At 69.9% G+C, this 20,455-nt stretch carries 17 protein-coding genes and 3 pseudogenes; 9 read left to right on the top strand and 11 right to left on the bottom strand.

Annotated features, from left to right (window positions below; genetic code table 11):
• Window positions 1-221 precede the first annotated feature (221 nt).
• A complete protein-coding gene (locus ACWCP8_RS39865; RefSeq protein WP_451121399.1) occupies window positions 222-3,500 on the bottom strand; it encodes a S41 family peptidase in 3,279 nt (1,092 codons plus the stop codon).
• 188 nt (window positions 3,501-3,688) lie between these two features.
• Between ACWCP8_RS39865 and ACWCP8_RS39860 the strand changes: the two genes are divergently transcribed.
• Together ACWCP8_RS39860 and ACWCP8_RS39855 are read left to right on the top strand one after the other, a co-directional pair.
• Window positions 3,689-4,261: a TetR/AcrR family transcriptional regulator gene (locus ACWCP8_RS39860; protein ID WP_352265433.1), complete on the top strand. Its 573-nt coding sequence runs from the start codon at window positions 3,689-3,691 to the stop codon at window positions 4,259-4,261.
• Window positions 4,262-4,377: 116 nt separating this feature from the next.
• Window positions 4,378-6,609 (top strand): MMPL family transporter, encoded by a 2,232-nt coding sequence (locus ACWCP8_RS39855; protein WP_355996082.1) that lies wholly within the window; start codon window positions 4,378-4,380, stop codon window positions 6,607-6,609.
• Window positions 6,610-6,754: 145 nt separating this feature from the next.
• On the opposite strand, the gene ACWCP8_RS39850 is transcribed toward ACWCP8_RS39855, so the two are convergent.
• Complete coding sequence (locus ACWCP8_RS39850) at window positions 6,755-7,120, bottom strand: SsgA family sporulation/cell division regulator (RefSeq protein ID WP_352265437.1); 366 nt, start codon at window positions 7,118-7,120, stop codon at window positions 6,755-6,757.
• Between the two features lie 186 nt (window positions 7,121-7,306).
• On the opposite strand from ACWCP8_RS39850, the gene ACWCP8_RS39845 reads away from it, so the two are divergent.
• From ACWCP8_RS39845 to ACWCP8_RS39820, 6 genes are all read left to right on the top strand, one after another.
• Window positions 7,307-8,356 (top strand): energy-coupling factor ABC transporter permease, encoded by a 1,050-nt coding sequence (locus ACWCP8_RS39845; protein ID WP_451121396.1) that lies wholly within the window; start codon window positions 7,307-7,309, stop codon window positions 8,354-8,356.
• Window positions 8,356-9,117, top strand: coding sequence for a cobalt ECF transporter T component CbiQ (gene cbiQ, locus ACWCP8_RS39840; RefSeq protein WP_451121394.1), 762 nt, complete (start codon window positions 8,356-8,358; stop codon window positions 9,115-9,117). The genes ACWCP8_RS39845 and cbiQ overlap by 1 nt, the downstream gene beginning before the upstream one ends.
• A complete protein-coding gene (locus tag ACWCP8_RS39835) occupies window positions 9,114-9,881 on the top strand; it encodes an energy-coupling factor ABC transporter ATP-binding protein (RefSeq protein WP_355996090.1) in 768 nt (255 codons plus the stop codon). Before cbiQ ends, ACWCP8_RS39835 begins: the two co-directional genes overlap by 4 nt.
• Before the next feature lie 292 nt (window positions 9,882-10,173).
• Window positions 10,174-10,608, top strand: coding sequence for an organic hydroperoxide resistance protein (locus tag ACWCP8_RS39830; RefSeq protein ID WP_451121390.1), 435 nt, complete (start codon window positions 10,174-10,176; stop codon window positions 10,606-10,608).
• Between the two features lie 72 nt (window positions 10,609-10,680).
• Window positions 10,681-11,844, top strand: coding sequence for a serine hydrolase domain-containing protein (locus ACWCP8_RS39825; RefSeq protein WP_355996357.1), 1,164 nt, complete (start codon window positions 10,681-10,683; stop codon window positions 11,842-11,844).
• Entirely contained in the window at window positions 11,841-12,635 is a 795-nt protein-coding gene (locus ACWCP8_RS39820) for an SDR family NAD(P)-dependent oxidoreductase (protein WP_355996093.1), read from the top strand. The genes ACWCP8_RS39825 and ACWCP8_RS39820 overlap by 4 nt, the downstream gene beginning before the upstream one ends.
• 129 nt (window positions 12,636-12,764) lie before the next feature.
• Here ACWCP8_RS39820 and ACWCP8_RS39815 read toward each other — a convergent pair whose 3' ends face one another.
• The 5 genes and pseudogenes from ACWCP8_RS39815 to ACWCP8_RS39795 form a co-directional block, all read right to left on the bottom strand.
• Window positions 12,765-13,616, bottom strand: coding sequence for a DMT family transporter (locus ACWCP8_RS39815; protein ID WP_352265446.1), 852 nt, complete (start codon window positions 13,614-13,616; stop codon window positions 12,765-12,767).
• The gene (locus ACWCP8_RS39810) at window positions 13,613-14,140 is read right to left on the bottom strand and encodes a YbaK/EbsC family protein (protein WP_352265448.1); all 528 of its coding nucleotides are present in this window, start codon (window positions 14,138-14,140) and stop codon (window positions 13,613-13,615) included. The genes ACWCP8_RS39815 and ACWCP8_RS39810 overlap by 4 nt, the downstream gene beginning before the upstream one ends.
• A 73-nt stretch (window positions 14,141-14,213) precedes the next feature.
• Complete coding sequence (locus tag ACWCP8_RS39805) at window positions 14,214-15,854, bottom strand: penicillin-binding transpeptidase domain-containing protein (RefSeq protein WP_355996098.1); 1,641 nt, start codon at window positions 15,852-15,854, stop codon at window positions 14,214-14,216.
• 286 nt (window positions 15,855-16,140) lie between these two features.
• Window positions 16,141-16,413, bottom strand: a pseudogene (locus ACWCP8_RS39800) (site-specific integrase); the annotation flags it as partial.
• Between the two features lie 29 nt (window positions 16,414-16,442).
• Window positions 16,443-16,766, bottom strand: coding sequence for a hypothetical protein (locus ACWCP8_RS39795; protein WP_451121387.1), 324 nt, complete (start codon window positions 16,764-16,766; stop codon window positions 16,443-16,445).
• Between the two features lie 278 nt (window positions 16,767-17,044).
• Between ACWCP8_RS39795 and ACWCP8_RS39790 the strand changes: the two genes are divergently transcribed.
• Window positions 17,045-17,584 carry a GNAT family N-acetyltransferase gene (locus ACWCP8_RS39790; protein WP_383751562.1) on the top strand — a complete coding sequence of 180 codons (540 nt, stop codon included), beginning with the start codon at window positions 17,045-17,047 and terminating at the stop codon, window positions 17,582-17,584.
• Between the two features lie 21 nt (window positions 17,585-17,605).
• Here ACWCP8_RS39790 and ACWCP8_RS39785 read toward each other — a convergent pair whose 3' ends face one another.
• The 4 genes and pseudogenes from ACWCP8_RS39785 to ACWCP8_RS39770 all read right to left on the bottom strand — a co-directional run.
• On the bottom strand, window positions 17,606-18,394 hold the full coding sequence (locus ACWCP8_RS39785) for a helix-turn-helix domain-containing protein (protein ID WP_451121401.1): 789 nt from the start codon (window positions 18,392-18,394) through the stop codon (window positions 17,606-17,608).
• A 175-nt stretch (window positions 18,395-18,569) separates the two neighbouring features.
• Complete coding sequence (locus ACWCP8_RS39780) at window positions 18,570-19,028, bottom strand: hypothetical protein (RefSeq protein ID WP_451121384.1); 459 nt, start codon at window positions 19,026-19,028, stop codon at window positions 18,570-18,572.
• 386 nt (window positions 19,029-19,414) lie between these two features.
• Window positions 19,415-20,025 (bottom strand): annotated as a pseudogene (locus tag ACWCP8_RS39775) (HARBI1 family protein); the annotation flags it as partial.
• A pseudogene (locus ACWCP8_RS39770) lies at window positions 19,995-20,225 on the bottom strand (hypothetical protein); the annotation flags it as partial. The pseudogenes ACWCP8_RS39770 and ACWCP8_RS39775, both read right to left, overlap by 31 nt.
• Between the last annotated feature and the right edge of the window lie 230 nt (window positions 20,226-20,455).

The following is a 20,455-nucleotide window of genomic DNA, read 5'->3' as shown; positions in this document are numbered from 1 at the left end:
GCCTTCTTACGCCCGCACGGCCCGCATCCACCGGGGGGGGGACGGGGCTCACGAGCGGTCGTCGGCGGACCGGTTCACAAGCTGCCGTCATCGGACGGAGTTCGCGAATTGCCATCGTCGTGGGCTCACATTCGCCCGCCGAACCGCCCTCAAAGCCGGCGCGGGCAATCAGCCCGTCCGGCGTTTGAGGGCAGGCCGTGGAGGCGGGTTCCCGCGGCGAGTTACCTCGGTGGCAGGGGCGGGCGTACCCGGTCCGGAACTGCTTCGTACGTGGGCGGGGTGGCGGCCGGCTGGGTCTTCAGGAGGTTCAGAGCCACGTGCACGGCGTCGTCCAGCACCGCGTGGCGGCCCTCCGCCCAGTCCAGCGGGGTGCGCAGGGCCTCCAGGTCCGGTTCCACGCCTCGGTTCTCCACCGACCAGCCGTACTCGTCGAACCAGGCCGCATTCATCGGCACCGTGATCACCGTGCCGTCGATCAGCCGGTGCCGGCCGGTCATGCCGACCACGCCGCCCCACGTCCGCTGACCCACGACCGGGCCCAGCTTCAGCAGGCGGAACACGGCGGTGATCATGTCGCCGTCGGAGGATGTCGCCTCGTCGGCGAGGGCCACCACCGGGCCGCGGGGGGCGTTGGAGGCGTACGAGACCGGCTGGGCGTTGCGGGTCAGGTCCCAGCCGAGGATCGTGCGGGTCAGTTTCTCGACCACCAGCTCGCTGATGTGGCCGCCCGCGTTGCCGCGTACGTCGACGATCAGGGCGGGGCGGGAGACCTCCAGACGCAGATCCCGGTTGAACTGCGCCCAGCCCGAGCCGCCCATGTCGGGGATGTGCAGGTAGCCGCACTTGCCGCCGCTCAGTTCGCGTACGACTTCGCGGCGTTTGGCCACCCAGTCCTGGTAGCGCAGCGGCCGCTCGTCGATCAGGGGCACGATCGCGACGCGTCGTGCGGGGCCCTCGCCCTCGCCGGGCTGGAAGGTGAGTTCGACCGTGGTGCCGCCCGCCGCGGAGAGGAGGGGGTAGGGGCCTGCGACGGGGTCCACCGGGCGACCGTCGACATGGGTGAGGATCGCGCCCTCCCGGATGCCGGTGCCGGCGAGCGGTGAACGGGCCTTGGAGTCCGAGGAGTCGCCGGGCAGGATCCGCCGGACAACCCAGGCTCCGTCCCGGCACACCAGGTTCGCGCCGAGCAGTCCGATCGGCCGCTGGTAGTGCGGCGGGCCCTCGTTGCGGCGGGCGGGTGCCACGTACGCGTGCGAAGTGCCCAGTTCGCCGAGCACCTCGCGCAGCAGGTCGGCGAACTCGTCGGGCGTCGCCACCCGTTCGACCAGCGGCCGGTACTGGTCGAGCACGCCCTCCCAGTCGATGCCGCACATGTCCGGCTCCCAGAAGTAGGCGCGGATGATGCGGCCCGCCTCCCCGTACGCCTGTCGCCATTCCGCCGGCGGGTCGACGTCGTGCAGGATCCGCCGCAGGTCGAGGTAGACCGTCGAGTCGCTGTCGCCGGCCTCGGTGGCCGGTACGGCCCGCAGTTCGCCGTCGTCCATGACGACGAGCCGTGTCGCGTCGCCGCTGACAGCGAACCAGTCGAGATGGCCGACGAGTTCGGTCTTTCTGGCCTTGGTGATGTTGAAGTGTTCGAGGGTGGGGCGACCCGAGGTGTCGGCAGGGTTGACGAACGTCTCGCCGAGCGCGCCCGAGATCGGCCAGCGCAGCCAGACGAGCCCGCCGCCGCTGACCGGATGGAGCGCCGAGTACTTCGACGCGGTGACCGGGAACGGTGTCACCCGGCTCTCCAGCCCCTCGAACTCGACCGTGACCGTTGCCCCTTCGACCGGCGTCGCTTCCGGGGCGTCGACCGGGTCGAGGCCGCCCGCCGCCGGGCGCCCTTCCGGTGAGAGAGCGAACGGGGACGGGGTGGCCGAGGAGAGCGGCACCAGGTACGGGCGGCAGCCGAGCGGGAAGGAGAGGTCGCCGGTGTGGACGTCGTACACAGGGTCGAAGCCGCGCCAGGAGAGGAACGCGAGGTACCGGCCGTCGCCCGTGAACACCGGGTTCTCGTCCTCGAAGCGGCCGTTGGTGACATCGACGATCACCGGCGCGCCGGGCCCCATGATCCGGGCCAGTTTGATCTGCCGCAGCGAGCGGCCGATCCCGGGGTGGGACCAGGTCAGCCAGGCGCCGTCCGGCGAGAACGCCAGATCGCGGACGGGGCCGTTGATGGAGCGGATCAGCTCGGTCGGTTCGCCGGTGGACTCCTCGGCGGTCTCCAGGAGCAGCAGGCGACCGTCGTTCGTCGCGATCGCGAGCCGTTCGCCGTCCGGGTCGGAGGTCAACTCCTGGACCCGGCCGATCTGCCCGGAGGCCAGCCGGCGCGGCTCCCGGGGACCAGTGGCGCGCGGCAGGTAGGCGATCTCGATCGCGTCCACACCGTCCGCGTCCGTGACGTACGCGACCTGGCCCATGCTGCCGAGCATCTCGGGCAGCCGGATCCGGACCCCCGGTGTGTCGGTGATCGTGCGGGCCGGCCCGTCGCGGTGGGTGAGCCAGTACAGACTGCCGCGTACCGCGACGGCGCTCGCCCGGCCCGTCTCGTCCACGGACAGCGAGTCGACATGGCTGGCGGCCGGCACCTGGTACGTACGCCGCCCGGCCCGCGGCCCGCCGAGCCGCACCTCCAGCTTCCGCGGCACCCCGTCCGGCGACAGGTCGTCGACCAGCCACATTTCGCCCGCGCACTGGTAGACGACCCGGCGCCCGTCGCTGGACGCGTGCCGGGCGTAGAACGCGTCGTGGTCGGTGTGGCGGCGGAGATCGCTGCCGTCGTGCAGACAGGAGTAGAGGTTGCCGACGCCCTCGTGGTCGGAGAGGAACGCGATTCGCCCGCCGACGAACATCGGTGCGTCCAGATGGCCGTCGAGATCGGGCAGCAGCCGCACGCCGTGCAGCCACAGCCGTCCCATCGCCCCGCCCCGGTACCGCTTCCAGGCGGCCGGTTCGTGCGGCGGCGTGCCGGTGAGCAGCAGCGTGCGCCGCTCGCCGTCGATGTCCGCGACCGCGATGTCGGCGACCGGGCCCCAGGGGAGCTTCCCGCCGGGGGAGCCGTCGGTGGGGACGCTGTAGGCCCAGGAGAAGTACGAGAACGGCTGGGCGTGCGAGGACACGGCGAGGATGTGGGACTGCTCGCCCGGATCGGGCGTCCAGCCGCGGACCCGGGCGTCGGTGGCTCCCCAGTAGGTGAGCCGGCGGGCCGGCCCGCCCTCGACCGGGGCGAGATGGATCTCGGGGTCGAGGCTGCGCCAGGTCGTGTAGGCGATACGGGTTCCGTCGGGGGAGAAGCGCGGGTGGCTGACCCGGGTCCGGTCGACGGTCACCCGCCACGCCCGGCCGGCCCGGTGCCCCTCCGGGACGAGGGGAGCGACCCAGAGGTCGTCCTCGGCCGCGAAGCAGAGCAGGTCCTCGTGGAGGTGCGGGAAACGGAGATACGCGACGTCGTCACTCACCCCCCAATGCTTTCCGCGCGAGAGGGCCCCGGCAACTCGTGGCGCGGCAAGTTGTGGTGCAGCACACAAGCGAAACGATTTAGTTTCGCTGAGTCGGCGAGGTACCGTCGATGTGTACGAAACAGTTTCGTTCGGTCGACTGATGTACGAGCGACCGACGTATGACCGGGAGAACAGGAGATCGCACCATGGCACGCACCAGGCTCACGCCCGAGCGCGAGAGCGAGATGTACGCCGCGGTGCTCGACCTGTTGCGCGAGGTCGGCTACGACGCCCTGACCATGGATGCCGTCGCCGCCCGCACCCGTTCCAGCAAAGCCACCCTCTACCGCCAGTGGGGGAGCAAGGCGGAGCTGGCCGTCAAGGCGCTGCGGCACAACAAGCCGGGCGGCCTTGCCGAGACCGACACCGGCTCGCTGCGCGGCGACTTCCACGCCGCGCTCGGCCGTGCCGACGACTGCCAGATGGAGAAGGACTCCGCGCTGATGCGGGGCCTGATGCATGCCGTTCACGAGAATCCCGATCTCCACCAGGCCCTGCGCGAGCTGCTCATCGAGCCGGAGATGACCGGCCTCGACACGCTGCTCCGCCGAGCGGTGGACCGGGGTGAGCTGCGTCCGGACAACCCGGCGCTGAAATACGTACCGCACATGCTGATCGGTGCTTTCGCCGCTCGGCAGCTGGTCGAGGACCGCGCCGTCGACCGGGCGTTTCTCATCGACTATGTCGACTCCGTGATCCTCCCCGCTCTCGGCGTCTGACCCCGTCCCCTCCGTACGGCCCTCTCCCCAAGCCCCACCTGACACGCCGCTCTCGTCGTCGGGCTGGTTCCTCACGCCCTTTTCCACTCACACGACCTGACCGGGAGTACGCCCCCGTGGCCACATTCCTCTACAAACTCGGACGGTTCGCCTTCCGGCGTCGCCGCTATGTCGCCCTCGTCTGGGTGGCGCTGCTGGCGCTCGCCGGATTCGGCGCGGCCTCCGCGTCCACTGCCACCTCCAGCTCCTTCTCCATTCCGGGTACGGAGGCACAGAAGGCCTTCGACCTGCTGGAACAGCGCTTCCCTGCCGCCGGCGCCGACGGCGCGACCGCGCGGGTCGTCTTCAAGGCACCCGACGGCGAGAAGATGACGGACCCGGCCAACAAGGCCGAGGTGCGCAAGGTCGCGGACGAGCTGAAGTCCGGATCGGACCAGATCGCCTCGGTGACCGACCCGTACACGGGCAAGGCCGTCAGCAAGGACGGTTCCACCGCGTACGTCTCGGTCTCCTACAAGGTCAGCTCGATGGAGCTGACCGACGCGACCCGGGACGACCTCCAGGACGCGGGCAAGGCGGCGCAGCAGGGCGGGCTCACCGTGGAGATCGGCGGTGACGCGCTCCAGGTGATGCCGGAGACCGGTGCCACCGAGATCATCGGTGTGGCGATCGCGGCGGTCGTGCTGGTCATCACCTTCGGGTCACTGATCGCGGCCGGGCTGCCGCTGCTGACCGCGCTCATCGGCGTCGGCATCGGCGTCTCGACGATCACGGCGCTGGCGAACGTGCTCGACCTGGGCTCCACCACCTCCACCCTCGCGATGATGATCGGCCTCGCGGTCGGCATCGACTACGCGCTCTTCATCGTCTCCCGCTACCGCGCCGAGCTGGCCGAGGGCCGCGAGCGCGAGGAAGCGGCGGGGCGGGCGGTCGGCACGGCCGGTTCCGCGGTCGTCTTCGCCGGTCTCACCGTCGTCATCGCCCTGGTCGGCCTGGCTGTCGTCAACATCCCGATGCTGTCGAAGATGGGCTTCGCGGCGGCCGGCACGGTCGCCATCGCCGTCCTGATCGCGCTGACCCTCGTCCCGGCGATGATGGGCTTCGCGGGCAAGCGGGTGATGGGACGCAAGGCACGCAAGGCCGCCGAGGCGGAGATCAAGACGGAGCCGAAGCCGAACATGGGCACCCGGTGGGCGCGGTTCGTGCTGCGCAAGCCGGTGTGGGTGCTGCTGGTCGGAGTCATCGGCCTCGGGACCATCGCCGTGCCGGCCGCCTCGCTTGAGATGGGCCTGCCCGACGACGGCTCCCAGCCCACCAGCACCACCCAGCGCCGCGCCTACGACCTGCTCTCCGACGGCTTCGGCCCCGGCTTCAACGGTCCGCTGATGGTCGTCGTGGACACGGCGAACAGCTCGGACGGCAAGACCGCGGTCAACCGGGTCACCGACGACATCTCCGGTATCCCGCACGTCGTCGCCGTCTCCCCGGCCACCTTCAACAAGGCCGGCGACACCGCGATGATCACCGTCGTTCCCCAGGACCGGCCGAGCTCGGCCGAAACGGAGAACGTGGTCCACGCGATCCGCGACGCGGGCACGGACATCAAGTCCGACACCGGCGCCGAGGTCCTGGTCACCGGCTCCACGGCGATGAACATCGACTTCTCGCAGAAGATGAACGACGCGCTGCTGCCGTATCTGGCGCTCGTCGTCGGCCTGGCGTTCCTGCTCCTGATGCTGGTCTTCCGGTCGGTGCTGGTGCCGCTGAAGGCGGCCCTCGGCTTCCTGCTCTCGGTCGTCGCGGCCCTGGGCGCGGTCGTCGCGGTCTTCCAGTGGGGCTGGCTCGGCTCACTCTTCGGTGTCGAACAGACCGGCCCGATCATGTCCATGATGCCGATCTTCATGGTGGGTGTGGTCTTCGGCCTCGCCATGGACTACGAGGTCTTCCTCGTCACCCGGATGCGCGAGGCGTACGTCCACGGGGAGAAGCCCCCGCAGGCTATCGTCACCGGCTTCCGGCACGGCGCCCGCGTGGTGACCGCCGCGGCCGTGATCATGATGGCGGTCTTCGCCGGGTTCATCGGCTCCAGCGAGTCGATGATCAAGATGATCGGCTTCTCGCTCGCCATCGCGGTCTTCTTCGACGCGTTCGTGGTCCGGATGGCGATCGTGCCCGCGGTCCTCGCCCTGCTCGGCAAGCGCGCCTGGTGGCTGCCGCGCTGGCTGGACCGGCTGCTGCCCAACGTCGACGTGGAGGGCGAGAAGCTGCGCAAGCAGCTCGGCGAGACGCCGTCCGACGGCGAGGGTCATGGCGACGCCCAGGGTGAGCGCGAGCTGATCCGGGTCTGATTGTCGAGGGGGGACAACCCCCTGAGAGCCCCGGGCCCGCGTCTGAGCGGAGCGCGGCCCCGGACTGCGCCGGTTACCTGTGGGGACGGGGGACCGGGGCGACGATGAGCCCCCGTGCGAGCGGCACGGGGGCTCATCCATGCCGTCACGCCCGGGCCGTCACCGCCTGCGCGGCCTCGGGGCTGCTCTCGTCGTGGATGCGGTGCAGGAAGCGGATGATCGACGCGTTGTCGAACTGCACCACCTCGACGCCGTCCGCCGAGTGCTTCTCCACGACCAGCTGCGCTCGGCCGCACGGCCATATCCGGATGGGGCCGCGCCTGGCCGGGGAGCGCATCCCGCCCTCCAGCAGATCGCGGCCGAAGGCCCAGTCGGTGCCGCCGGGGAAGGCGACATGGACGGTTCGCGGGTCGGAGCCGGCGTCGCACTGCAGGTCGACGGGGACCGCGAAGGTGTCGGTGGCCTCGGTGATGAGCCGGGCTTCGGTGTGCTCTTCGATCACAGGGGACATGGCCGGCTCCTCCTACTTGTTCACTCTTGCCATCCAATGTCCCATATTTTGACCGGTTGGCGCGGTGAGGGGGCGGCCGGGGCGCACAGCTGTGAGGTATGCGCTCTTGCGAATGATTCGCAACAAGGCTCTATCATTCAGAGGTTCATGCCCCCGCGCAGCAACGCAGGAAGCGGAGCCTCCTTCATGCATGTACCCGACGGATTCATCAACGCACCCCTCTCCGCCGCCGCCGGTGTCGTCGCCGCGGGTGCCGTTGCGGTCAGTCTGCGGGGCGCTCGCCGCGAGCTCGATGAGCGCACCGCGCCGCTCGCGGGCCTTGTCGCCGCCTTCATCTTTGCCGTGCAGATGCTGAACTTCCCGGTCGCCGCAGGTACCAGCGGTCATCTCCTCGGCGGGGCGCTGGCCGCGATCCTGGTCGGTCCCTGTACCGGGGTGCTCTGCATATCCGTCGTCCTGCTCATGCAGGGCATTCTCTTCGCGGACGGCGGGCTCACCGCGCTGGGCGTCAACGTCCTCGACATGGGCATCACGACCACCGTTGTCGCGTACGCCCTCTTCCGCGGCCTGGTCGGCGTGCTGCCGCGGACCCGCCGCTCCATGACGGCCGCGTCGTTCGTCGCCGCGCTGGTGTCCGTACCGGCCGCGGCGGTCGTCTTCACGCTGATCTACTGGATCGGCGGCACCACCGACATCGCGATCGGCAAGGTCTTCACCGCCATGGTCGGCGTACACGTCCTGATCGGGATCGGTGAGGCCCTGATCACCGCGCTGACCGTCGGCGCCGTCATCGCCGTCCGACCTGACCTGGTGCACGGCGCCCGGGGACTGACCGCACCGCTCAAGCTCCGGGTCGGCGGCGAACTCGTCGACGCGCCGGCGCGCGAGACCGCCCCCGTCGCCGGCCGGTCGACGCGCAAGGTCTGGGCCACCGGCCTGGTCGCCGCCCTCGTCCTCGCGGGCTTCGTCTCCTTCTACGCCTCCGCCAGCCCGGACGGCCTGGAGAAGGTCGCCGCCGACCAGGGCATCGACGAGAAGGCCGAGCCGCATGCGTCCAAGCACTCCCCGCTCGCCGGCTACGGCGTCCGGGACATCTCCGACGCCCGTATCTCCGGCGGTCTCGCCGGAGTGATCGGGGTCGGCGCCACGGTCGTGGCCGGCAGCGGGGTCTTCTGGGCCGTGCGCCGCCGCCGTACGCCGGACGCACTTGACGCGCGCACCGAGGAAACCGTCTGATGGGCGCCGGGCACGCACACAAGCTCTACCGGCACGGGCACTCGCCGGTCCATGATCTGCCACCGCACTGCAAGCTGGCCGCCGTCTTCTGCTTCGTGGTGGTCGTCGTCTCGACGCCGCGCGAGGCGGTCTGGGCGTTCGCGCTGTACGCGGCGCTGATCGCCGCGGTCGCCGTGCTCGCCCGGATCCCGGCCGGGTTCCTCCTCAAGCGGCTGCTCATCGAGGTGCCGTTCGTCGCGTTCGCGCTGCTGATGCCGTTCGTGGTGCCGGGTGAGCAGACCGAACTTTTCGGTGTCCCGGTCAGCGTCCCCGGCCTCTGGGGCGCCTGGAACGTGCTGGCCAAGGGCACCCTGGGCGTCGCCGCCTCGGTGCTGCTGGCCTCCACCACCGAGCTGCGCTCCCTGCTGCTCGGCCTCCAGCGGCTCAAGCTGCCGCCGCTCCTCGTGCAGATCGCCTCGTTCATGATCCGGTACGGGGATGTGGTCAGCGACGAGATGCGGCGGATGTCGATCGCCCGCCGCTCCCGGGGCTTCGAGGCGCGCGGCATGCGGCAGTGGGGGGTTCTCGCCGCATCGGCGGGCGCCCTCTTCATCCGCTCCTACGAACGCGGCGAACGGGTCCATCTCGCCATGGTCAGTCGCGGCTACACCGGCTCGATGCCGGTCATCGACGAAGTGACCGCGTCCCGTGCCCAGTGGGCGTACGCCTCGGCACTCCCCGTCCTCGCCCTTGTCATCTGTCTGCTGGGATGGACCCTATGAGCATGTCACCGACGCCCCCCGCCTCCCTCGAAGTCAGCGGCCTCGCCTACGCCTACCCCGACGGTCACCAGGCGCTCTTCGGCGTCGACCTGACCGTCGCCCGCGGCGAGCGCGTCGCCCTGCTCGGCCCGAACGGCGCCGGCAAGACCACCCTCGTCCTCCACCTCAACGGCATCCTCGACGCGGGCGCCGGAACCGTCCGGGTCGCCGGTCTCCCGGTGGAGAAGCGCAACCTCGCCGAGATCCGCCGCCGCGTCGGCATCGTCTTCCAGGACCCCGACGACCAGCTCTTCATGCCGACCGTCCGGGAGGACGTCGCCTTCGGACCCGCCGCCTCCGGGCTGCGCGGCGCCGAGCTGGAGGAGCGGGTCGTCGAGGCTCTGAAGCAGGTCGGCATGGAGGGGTACGCGGACCGGCCCCCGCATCACCTCTCCTTCGGTCAGCGCCGCCGCGTCGCCGTGGCCACCGTGCTCGCGATGCGGCCGGAGATCCTCGTCCTGGATGAGCCGTCGTCCAACCTGGACCCCGCTTCGAGGCGTGAGCTCGCCGACATTTTGCGGTCGTTGGACGTCACCGTGCTGATGGTCACGCATGACCTGCCGTATGCCCTGGAGCTCTGCCCGCGCGCCGTCATCCTCAGCGACGGTGTCATCGCCGCCGACGACCGTACGCATGACCTGCTCTGCGACGGGGAGTTGATGCGCGCCCACCGTCTGGAGCTGCCCTTCGGGTTCGACCCGCGCTCCGTGGCAATGGGCGCGTGACCGACGACGACACCAGCCTTCCCCGCGGCCTCGCGGCTGCTCGACGAACAGCTCCGCTTCGCGCTGTACGGGGCGCAGCGAGCCGTGACCTGACGGGGCGGGGCCCGGGGAGGGCGAGGTGGCGCGGCTGCCGGCGGAGCTGCACGCCCTCGCCACGCGCGTCGGCGCACTGGCGGACCGCACCCGCCGACCCCACCCCGGCCGACCTGGCTACCCGCTGGTAGCGTGCGGTCCGCTCGGGTGTGTTGTGGGCAACGTTCTTGCGCACACGTCTTTATCGCGGGGGTGCTGCATGACCGAGGACGCCAGGCCGACGAAGATCATGTACGTGGCGGAGGCAACCGCCCACGGTGGTCGTGACGGCTATGTCACCAGCCAGGACGGCCAGGTCGAGGTGCGGCTGGCGATGCCGCCCGCGCTCGGTGGCGACGGCAACGGGACCAACCCCGAGCAGCTGTTCGCCGCCGGTTACAGCGCCTGCTTCCACAACGCGCTGGTGCTGGTGGGCCGACGGGCCGGATACGACCTCAGCGGTTCGACGGTCGCCGCCAAGGTCGGCATCGGCCCCAACCGGGCGCACGGTTACGGACTCGCGGTCGCCCTCAACGTGTCGCTGCCGCTCGTCGACCAGGAGCTGGCCGCCCGGCTGGTGGACAGCGCGCACCAGGTCTGCCCGTACTCCAACGCCACCCGGGGAAACATCGACGTCTCGATCGTGCTGAGCTGAAGGTCACCCGCGGTACAGCTCACCTGCGGCGCCATGCACCATGGGGGGATGAGCGGGAGTGCAGGAGCAGGCGTGGACGTACGGGGCACGGTGGCGGCCGGATTCGAACCGGTCAGGGACGCCTTCATCCGTAACTTCGAGCACCGTGGTGAGCGGGGGGCCGCGGTCGCCGTCTACCGGGACGGACGCAAGGTCGTCGATCTCTGGGCCGGTACGAGGGACGTCGACGGCGCGGAGCCATGGGCCGTCGACACCGTGCAGATCGTCCGCTCGGCGGGCAAGGGCATAGCCGCCGCCGTACCGCTGCTGCTGCACCAGCGCGGCCAGGTGGACCTGGACGCGCCGGTCGGCACGTACTGGCCCGAGTTCAAGACGGCCGGCAAGGAACGCGTCGTCGTGCGCCACCTCCTCGCCCACCGGGCCGGGGTCCCCGCCCTCGACCGGCCGTTGACGCCGCAGGAGGCCGCCGACGGGATCTCCGGGCCGCGGGCCGTCGCCGCGCAGTGCCCGCAGTGGGAGCCGGGCACCGCGCACGGTTACCACGCGCAGACGTACAGCTGGCTCGTCGGCGAACTGGTGCGCAGGGTCACCGGGCGCACCGTGGGCCGCTGGGTCGCCGAGGAGATCGCCCGCCCGCTCGGCCTGGACTTCTGGTTCGGGCTGCCGGCGGAAGAGGCGCACCGGGTGGGCCGGATCGGACCGGTCGAGGCACCCGCCCTCCAGGACAACGGCGGCGCCCTGCGGCTGCGCCCCAAGCGGTCGGTCACGGAGGCCTACCGCGACCCGGAGTCGCTGACCCGTCGCGCGTTCGGCGCGATCGACCCGCTGCCCGACGAGAACGACCCCGCCTATCGGGCGGCCGAACTCCCCGCCTCCAACGGCATCGCGACCGCCCGCGCCCTGGCCCGCTGCTACGCCGCGATGATCGGCCCGGTCGACGGCCACCGGCTGTTCGCCCCGGCCACGCTCACCCTGGCCCGCACCGAGGAGTCCGCGGGCCCGGACCGGGTGCTCGTCGTGAACACCCGCTTCGGCCTCGGATACATGCTGCACGGCCCGGCCGCCCCGCTCCTCGCCCCCGGCTCCTTCGGCCACCCGGGCCGCGGCGGCTCGCTCGGCTTCGCCGACCCCGAATCGGGCATAGCGCTCGGCTATGTGACGAACGGTCTGCAGAAGGGAGTCACCGCCGATCCCCGTGCCCAGGCCCTGGTCAGAGCAGTACGGTCGGCGCTATGACTCCTACCGGTGATTCCAGGTTCGACGGATACGGCGTACTCATCACGGGCGCGGGACAGGGCATCGGCGCGGCCACGGCCCGCCGGCTGGCCGGCGAGGGCGCGCGCGTCCTGGTGACCGATCTGGACGGTGACCGCGCCGAGCACACGGCGGCGGCGATACGGAAGACGGGCGCCACCGCCGAGGCGCTGCCCTGCGACGTGGGCGACCGGGCAGCGGTCGAGGCTGCGGTGGCCCGTGCGGTCGAGGCGTTCGGCACGCTCGACGTGCTGGTCAACAACGCGTACCGCTGCACCCCCGACACCCCGCTCTTCGAGGACGAGCCCGACGACGTCTGGCAGGGCGATCTGGACGCCACGCTCACCGGCCCGTACCGCTGCTCGCGCGCCGCTCTGCCGCATCTGGTGGCGTCGGGGAGGGGCGCGATCGTCAACATCGGCTCGGTCAACGGCGAGCAGGACTTCGGCAACCACGCCTACAGCGCCGCCAAGGCCGGACTGGGCAGTCTGACCCGTACGCTCGCCGGCCACGCCGGTCCGCGCGGGGTCCGGGTCAACCTGGTGGCGCCCGGCACGATCCGAACGGACGCCTGGGCGGGACGTGACCTCGAGCTGGACCGGGTGAGCGCGGTCTACCCGCTGGGCCGGGTCGGCGAACCGGACGACATCGCGGCCGCGGTCGCCTTTCTCGCCTCCCGCGACGCGGCCTGGATCACGGGGACGACGCTGCGGGTGGACGGCGGCCTGCTCGCTGTGAACACAGGCTTCCGGAGGGCGATCGCGGAGGACTGAGCCGGGTGGCCGCCGCCGGGCGGCATGCCTCTCGCGTACGGACGTGACAGGTGATCCTCGGGTGTCACGTCCGTTCACGGCACGTCTGCTGGCGCCCGGGAGCGGCGCCGCGTGCCCGGGCCGGAGCGCTCAACTCGTGTGCAGCATCAGCCCGATCCCGACGACCATCAGCCCGGCCGCCGCGATGCGCGGTGCGCCGAACCGCTCCTTGAAGAACACCGTCCCTATCGCCGCGCCCACGATGATCGACGACTCGCGCAGGGCGGCGATCGGGGCCAGCGGGGCCTTCGTCTGCGCCCACAGGACCAGCCCGTACGCGGCCACCGACAGAGCCGCGCCGAGCAGCCCCCGTGCCGCGAACGGCCTCAGCTGGGCGGCCAGTTGCCCGCGGCGGCGGCAGAGCGTGTACGCCGGGACGGCGAGCCCCTCCAGGATCATCAGCCAGGCGATGTAGCCGAGCGGGGTGCCGGAGGCCCGGACCCCCACCCCGTCGACGGTCGTGTAGCCGGCGATCGCCAGACCCGTCGCCAGCGCCGCGGTGATCGCCGGCCAGTGCGGGCGGGTCTGCGAGCCCCGGATGCCCCAGAGTGCGACGCCGACGAGCCCGGTGCAGGCGACCGCCACACCCGCCGTCGCCCAGCCGTCCGGCCGCTCGCCGACGAAGACCGCCGCGAGCACCGTCACCACCAGGGGTGCGGTGCCGCGTGCGATCGGGTACATCTGGCCGAAGTCGCCGAGCGTGAACGACCGCATCAGCAGCGCCATGTAGGCGACGTGCAGGATCGCCGAGACGATCAGATACGGCCACGCCTCCGCGGCCGGCAGCGGTACGAAGCAGGCGGTGACCGCGCCGAGCAGCGCCCCGCCCCCGGAGATCAGGGTGAAGGAGAGCAGTTGGTCCTTGATGGCGTGCGCGATCGCATTCCAACTGGCGTGCGTGATCGCCGCGGCCAGGACCGCGATCGCGACCAGCGGCGTCACTTCGTCTGCTCGCGCACGTCCACCACGGTGCCGCCGGCATGCCCGATGACCGTCTTGGGGTCGAGCGGGAAGACGGTGTGCGGGGTGCCCGCCGCGGCCCACACCACATCGTGGTCGAGCAGCCCGCGGTCGGCCAGCACCCGTGTCTTCGTACGGTGGCCGAAGGGCGGCACCCCGCCGATCGCGTATCCCGTGGTCTCCCGGACCAGGTCGGCTCCGGCGCGCTTGACCTTCCCGGCGCCCAGTTCCCGTCGCACGAGCTCCACGTCGACCCGCGAGGAGCCGTCCATCAGGACCAGCACAGGCGCCCCGTCGGCCTCGAAGATCAGCGACTTGACGATGGCGCTGAGGTCGCAGCCGATCGCGGCGGCGGCCTCGGCAGCCGTACGGGTCGCCTCCGGGAAACGGCGGATCTCGACATCGAGGCCCAGCTCGCGCAGGGCCTCGGCGAATCGGGGGTGGGCTTCGGCAGCTGCGGCCTCAGGAGCTGCGGTGACGGGAGCCGTGGCGTCGGGAGTACTCATGCCCCCGCACGCTAGCGGCCGCCCAGCGGGGCACGCGATTCCGTTTCGGTCACCGGACCCCGGGTGGAGCACATCACGGCCCCGCGCGCAGCACCTGGGCCACCACCGGGCCCGCCGCGTCGCCGCCGTGGCCGCCGGACTGGACGACCGCCGCGGCCGCGAGGTCATTGCTGAAGCCGGTGAACCAGCTGTTGGACGTGGCCTGTCCGTCGACCTCCGCCGAACCGGTCTTCGCGCCCTTGTCGCCGCCGACCGAGGCCATCGCCGCCTTGCCGGTGCCCCAGCTCGCGGTCTGTCGCATCATGTTCGTCACCTGCTGGGAGACGGACGCGGGCAGCGAACGGGATGCGGTGGCCAGCTGACGGCCGTCCAGTTCCTGCGGCACGAGGACCGGCTGCCGGAAGGTGCCGTTGCGTGCGGTGGCGGTGATGGACGCCATGTTGAGTGCGTTCATCTGGATGGTGCCCTGGCCGATGTACTGCGCGGCGGCCTCACCGCCGGTGGCCTCGGGCACGCTGCCGTCGAAGGACGCGGAGCCGGTCTTCCAGTCGAGGCCGATCCCGAAGACGTCCCGGGCCTCCTTGGCGAGCGCGGAGTCGTCGTCCACGTCGTCGATCAGCTTGATGAAGGCCGTGTTGCAGGAGCGGGCGAAGCTGGTGGTGAACGTGTCGGTGTCCGGGAGCGAGAAGTTCTCCAGGTTGTGGAAGGTGCGGCCCTGGTACATCACGTCCTTCGGGCATTCGACGGGGCGGTTCGCCGAGGCGAAGCCCTTCTCGATCAGCATGGACGCGGTCACGATCTTCATCGTCGAACCGGGTGCCTGCTTGCCGAGCATGGCCGCGTTGAAGCCGGTCGCAGGGTTGTTGGCGACCGCGCGGATCGAGCCGGTGGACGGCCGGACCGCGACCACCGAGGCCTGGCTGTACTGCTTGACCGCCTTCTCGGCCGCCGCCTGGATATTCGCGTCCAGCGTGGTCTGCAGCTTGCCGGGCTTCCCCTTGGACAGCGTCAGCAGCGTCTGGTCCGGGGTGTCCTCGCCCGTGGACTCGATCCAGGTCTCCATGCCTGCGGTCCCGCCGACCTTCTCGCCGTACTTCTCGCGCAGCGCGTCCAGGATCGGCCCCAGCGACGGGTACTTCTCCTTCGTCAGCACCCTGCCGTTGTGATCGAGCGCCTGGATCGACGGGGCGGACGCCTCGCCGGTCTTGAGCGACTCGCCGTCCGCCAGATCCGGATGGATCACCGAGGGCTTCCAGTCGACCAGCGCCCGGCCGGTGGTCAGGCCGCGCACGACGGTCAGTTCGGAGGAGTAAGACCAGGGCTTGGACTTCCCCTCGTAACTCACGGTCGCCTTCACCGTGAACGGCACTGTCGTGCCGGTCGCCGGGCCCGGAGTGATCACCGCCTTGGTGACGTGGGCCTCGGCGCTGTATCCGCTCAGAGCCGGTTCGGCCTCCGACGCGTTGTTGGTGAGCTGGGACGCGTCCGCCGCCTCGCCGGCCGCCCAGGCCTCGAGGAACTTCTTCGACGTCTCGCTGATCTCCGCCTCGCTCGGCGGCCCCGTCTTCACCGCGGCGGAGGCGGGGCGGCCGTCCGCTCCGTCGCCCCCGCCGCCCCCGAGCCCGTCGAGCACGTTGTACGCCCCGTACCCCACACCGCCGATCACCAGCACGAACACTCCGCCGATCACGGCGACCTTCGCTCCACTGCGCATCTGTGCAGTCCCCCTCCCCAGGAGGCTCTCTTGAACATGTTCAAGAGAGCGCTTGTGAGCACTTTACGGGACGGTAGTGACTCCAGGGGCAGTTGTTATCGGACCGCGACCGGCAGCGGTAGGAAGAGGCCGGTCAAATCCAGGTATCCAGCCACATGCGGTTGCGCCAGGAATTCTCCGGAATGGACATGCCCGTATACAGCGGCCAGAAATAGATGAAGCCTCGCTGTCGCGGAGACATGGGCCCCGACCAGCAATTTAATTGCCGTGCGGGGTCGTTATGGGCCTACTGGGCCGCCTCTGGGCCGTGATCATGGTTCCTGGAAGCCCTGTAGAGGGCCTCCACGGCCTTCCTGATACGTCCCTCGCTGCTCGGCATCAGGTGCGTGTACGTGCGCAGGGTGAAGCCCGGATCGGAGTGACCCAGGTACTGGCTCAGGGCCCGGATGCTCTCGCAGGCGTCCAAGAGCACGGAGGCGTAGAAGTGCCTCAGCGCGTGCATCGCATGACCGGGGGCGGACGGTTCGGGAATGATGCCCACAGCCCCGAGCGCGGGCTTCTACATGAAGTCGTTGAAGTGGCCCACCGCTAGGGCGTGCCCTGCCGATTACCACCCGTACGACGGCTCACCATCATCAGGATGAGGCCGGTCAGAAAAAGCGCGCTGCCTGGCAGGGTCCCCCACCCTCGGATGTCGGGGGCGAGGATGTCGGGATCGTTGAGCACCAGAAGGAAGAACACCTGCCAGCACAGGGCGAGGGCAACCACCAACTGGCCCCAGCCGTAGAGGCGCGGACGGCGGACCGGTCGCCGGTTCGTGGGGAGCACCCAGCCGCGGGAAACCGCAGCTACGCCGGAGGCGGCGATGAGCAACGCCAGCAGAACAACAGATACGGCGAGGTAGAGCATCATGGTCCCTCCCTGCGTGCCGGACCCGCGCCGACGCCCACGTGATCATGACACCCGCCGTGCTGCGCGTCCACGCGCTTCGGCCAACAACCACCAAGGGCGCAGCCGACGACTGCGCCCTCTTGGTGTTCTGACCAGCTAGTGCTCTGACCGGGAAGGTTCGCCGGGGCGGTGGTCGCTTCGTCAGTCTTGGAGCCAGCCGTGCATTCTCCTTCTGCGGCGGTAGCAGTCCCGAAGAAAATGGATTGCCTTGGGGACAGCGCTCGCGTTGGCTGGGCAGCATGGCTGAACTGCATACCGATCGCCTCGTGCTCCGTCGATGGCAAGACTCCGACCTTGAACCGTGGGCGGCGATGAATGCTGATCCCGAGGTCCGGGAGCACTTGGGCGACCTGCTCACCCGTGAACAGAGCGATGCCTCCGTGGCGCAGTTCCAGGCCGAGTTCGACCAGCGAGGCTACGGATGGTGGGCAGTTCAATTGCAGGCCACGGGCGAGTTCATCGGCTTCGCGGGCTTGGACAAGGTGGATGATGGCATGCCGTTCACGGGGGTAGAGATCGGTTGGAGGCTCGCTCGCTGGGCCTGGGGCCAGGGTTACGCCACCGAGGCCGCCCTGGCTGGCCTTGCCTTCGGCTTCGAAACGCTTGAACTCCCCGAGATCCTTGCAGTGACGACTGCTACCAACCTCCGTTCCCAAGCAGTGATGCGCCGGATCGGCATGACCCGAGACCCGGCTGACGATTTCGACGACCCCACCGCGCCCGAAGGGCCACTGCGTCCGAACGTGCTGTACCGAATCGCGCGTGGTGTGAGGGTCTAACGCTCTCGGCTCGGTCGCTTGTCAGGCCACGGCGGGAAGCGGGCGTCCGTCCCAGCGGATGCCCTTCTCGCTGCGGATGCGGGCGCGTTCGCGACGCTGCGCCGCGAGGACGTCGGGGTGGCGGGCGTTGGCGTTACGCCAGCGCAGGTAGGCGTGCAGGGCCCGGGTCTGCACGCTGTGGTTGCGGTGGTGGGAGTTGGCGATCGTGAACTGCCGCAGAGGCCCGAAATGGGCTTCGACGAGCGGCCCGAACTCGTCGAATGCGAACACGCGGTCCGGGAAGCGTTCCAGCACCTCCTCGATGCGGTCCAGCTTGGCGTCGCGCTCGGGGTCGGGCGACTCCTTCCAGGTCTTGGTGCGTTGGAAGGTGATGCCGCGGCGGACGAGCAGGCACCGTAATGCCTCGCGGCCGATCCGGATCACACGGCCGTGCACTTTCCGCAGGTAGGCGGCGAGTTTGCGGATGGACCAGCGGGTGAAGGGCTGGCCGAGCTTGGTCGGGCGGGTGGTGGCCGTCTGGACGACGAAGTCCTCGTCGTCAGGACTGAGCAGGCGGGGACGGCCTCCCGCCCATTGAGGGTCCAGGCAGGCCAGGCCGATCTCGTTGAACCGGTGGATCACGTCGCGGACGGTGTCCTCGTCGGCCTGGACCAGCTTCGCGATCACCGGGACCCGGTTTCCGCCAGCCGAGGCCAGCAGCATCATCGCGCGCCGGTACCGCACCGAGCTGGTGCTGCCACGGCGCACGATCTGCTGCAGCTTCTGGCCCTCCTGGTCGGTCAACCTGCGCACACGGACAGGCTCAGCCACCACACCCCCAACGGTCGGATCGGACGTCTCCGGACATCCAACCGCTGGAACCGCAGATCCGGCGAACCTTCCCGGTCAGAGCACTAGCCCAGGCACGGCGAAGGCCCAGAGCCGCGAAATGCTCCTGCGGCTCCGGGCCTGGCACCGGAGGCACCACCTGCGGACGATCAGGCCGTCAGCAGTGCACCGAGAGCGTCACTACCTGTGCCAGCGAGCTACCGGACGGGTTGTGGATGACCCCGTTCAGGGTGACGCAGCGGTTTGCGGTGCCCGTGACGGAGCGAGGACCCGCGTACCAGCTGTAGTTGCCGGTGTCGGAGGTGTACTGGTCCTGGAAGCACGACGACCCGGCCGAGCTTCCGGCGGCACAGCGGCCGATGAAGATGGACATGTCCTTGGAAGTGCTGGTACCGAAGTAAGTATCCACCGTGACCGCGCAGTTGGTGCCGCCATTGGCGGTGCTGTAGTAGAGGTAGACCACGCCGTACTTGACACCGTTGCTGGTCTTGACGTCGTAGGTGTCGATCAGGTTGCCGGAGCAGCCGTACCCGGCGGCGCCCGCGGTGGGGGCCATGACGACCCCGCCGAGGAACAGGGCCAAGGTGCCGATGAACGCGGCTATCGTCTTACGCATGTTGATCTCCTGGAGATCGGACAGAGGATGTGTGTAACGCGTGCGTGGTGAAAATATTCGGCGCTCGTCCTGGCTGACAAGATCATTAAATCGGCGTAAAAATAGGCGAGCTGACGTATTGTCACCTGTGATATATGGCACTGGACGTGCGGCTGGCAGCACGGAGCCCCGGCACCCGCTACGGGAACCGGGGCTTCGGCCTGACTGGTTCGGGAATACGACGACGCCCCGGACCCCGCGCAAGGGGGGCGGGGCCTCGTCCTCCGCATGCGCGCGACTGTCTGGCTCTGCCAGGCATGAGGACAGTCCGTCAGCCTTTGGGGTAGTTCGTTGAGACACACTGAACCCTTCTCGGTAACGTTTCGTGACGGTTCGTGATCTTCGTTTCAGGTGGTGCGCCCGTGCTCGATCTGGAGCAGGACGAGGGCGGCGCGGGCGATGCGGGTGATGGCGGCGGGGTCCAGCTGACCCGGCGCAGGGCCTTGAAGGTGACCTTGAGCAGGGCTTTCGCGCGCTCGGCGACGCCGTGGATGCCGCGGATCACGTTGTTGAACGCTTGCTGGTGCTCGGCGAGTTCGCCGCCCTGGGGTTTCTTGACCGGGTGGCGGAAGCCGGGGCCGGCGTTCTCGTAGCCCAGGTCGGTCAGGGTGGGCATGTCCAGGGTGGTGGCGAGCGGGTTGAGCGCATCGATGAGCCCGTGGGTGCGGGCGCAGGTGGTGTCGTGCTCTCGGCCGGGCCGGACCGGGGAAACCCGGACTGGCCAGCCGTCCGGGGCGGAGCTGACCTGCACGTTGCCGCCGTGGTGCTTGAGCTTCCCTGACCACCAAAGATCGGCGCCGTTGGGGCCGGGGGCGGCGACGCGGTCGGTGCGGATGACCGTGCCGCCGAGGTTGAGATGGGTGTAGCCGACTGCCACGGCTCGCTCCAGCGCGGTGGACAGGTTCGGGGCGTGGTCGGCGAGCACGGTCAGTCCCTCGTGCAGGTAGCGGTGGGACATGGGCAGCGATATGGGAAGCAGAAGATGTTGCAGGCCAGTTCGAGCAGGCCCCGGTGGACGCCGGCGCGGCGCTGGTAGCGGATGCGGAGTCGTTCGAACTGGTGGAGCCAGGCGAACGCACGCTTAACCACCCGGCGCACCTTGCCAAGTCCGGACCCATGGGCGGTTCCACGTTGGGCGATTACGGGTTTGATTCCGCGCTTCCATAACAGGCAGGGGCACTTGTCGTAGTCGCAGCTCCAGCTGACCCCTGCCACAGCCAAAGCGCCGACAGCTCATCAAGTACTTCTTGCGGTACCTCGCCCATCGCCCCATGATCGAGCGGCGGATGCCTTAGCCTCGATCCACCGACGTGCTCTGAAGATGATCTGTTGGTCGTTTTGTGAGCTGGTTTCGGTCGGTGGTCGTGGATGGGCAGATGGTATCTGCT

This window comes from Streptomyces sp. NPDC002206 (assembly GCF_053593595.1).
This window is presented reverse-complemented; position numbering and strand designations above follow the sequence as displayed.

Bases quoted from the DNA above. Each gene is read 5' to 3' on its own strand.
- ACWCP8_RS39860 (WP_352265433.1), top strand. From the start codon at position 3,689: ATGGCACGCACCAGGCTCACGCCCGAGCGCGAGAGCGAGATGTACGCC.
- ACWCP8_RS39850 (WP_352265437.1), bottom strand. From the start codon at position 7,120: ATGTCCCCTGTGATCGAAGAGCACACCGAAGCCCGGCTCATCACCGAG.
- ACWCP8_RS39845 (WP_451121396.1), top strand. From the start codon at position 7,307: ATGCATGTACCCGACGGATTCATCAACGCACCCCTCTCCGCCGCCGCC.
- cbiQ (WP_451121394.1), top strand. From the start codon at position 8,356: ATGGGCGCCGGGCACGCACACAAGCTCTACCGGCACGGGCACTCGCCG.
- ACWCP8_RS39835 (WP_355996090.1), top strand. From the start codon at position 9,114: ATGAGCATGTCACCGACGCCCCCCGCCTCCCTCGAAGTCAGCGGCCTC.
- ACWCP8_RS39830 (WP_451121390.1), top strand. From the start codon at position 10,174: ATGACCGAGGACGCCAGGCCGACGAAGATCATGTACGTGGCGGAGGCA.
- ACWCP8_RS39820 (WP_355996093.1), top strand. From the start codon at position 11,841: ATGACTCCTACCGGTGATTCCAGGTTCGACGGATACGGCGTACTCATC.
- ACWCP8_RS39810 (WP_352265448.1), bottom strand. From the start codon at position 14,140: ATGAGTACTCCCGACGCCACGGCTCCCGTCACCGCAGCTCCTGAGGCC.
- ACWCP8_RS39805 (WP_355996098.1), bottom strand. From the start codon at position 15,854: ATGCGCAGTGGAGCGAAGGTCGCCGTGATCGGCGGAGTGTTCGTGCTG.
- ACWCP8_RS39795 (WP_451121387.1), bottom strand. From the start codon at position 16,766: ATGATGCTCTACCTCGCCGTATCTGTTGTTCTGCTGGCGTTGCTCATC.
- ACWCP8_RS39790 (WP_383751562.1), top strand. From the start codon at position 17,045: ATGGCTGAACTGCATACCGATCGCCTCGTGCTCCGTCGATGGCAAGAC.
- ACWCP8_RS39780 (WP_451121384.1), bottom strand. From the start codon at position 19,028: ATGCGTAAGACGATAGCCGCGTTCATCGGCACCTTGGCCCTGTTCCTC.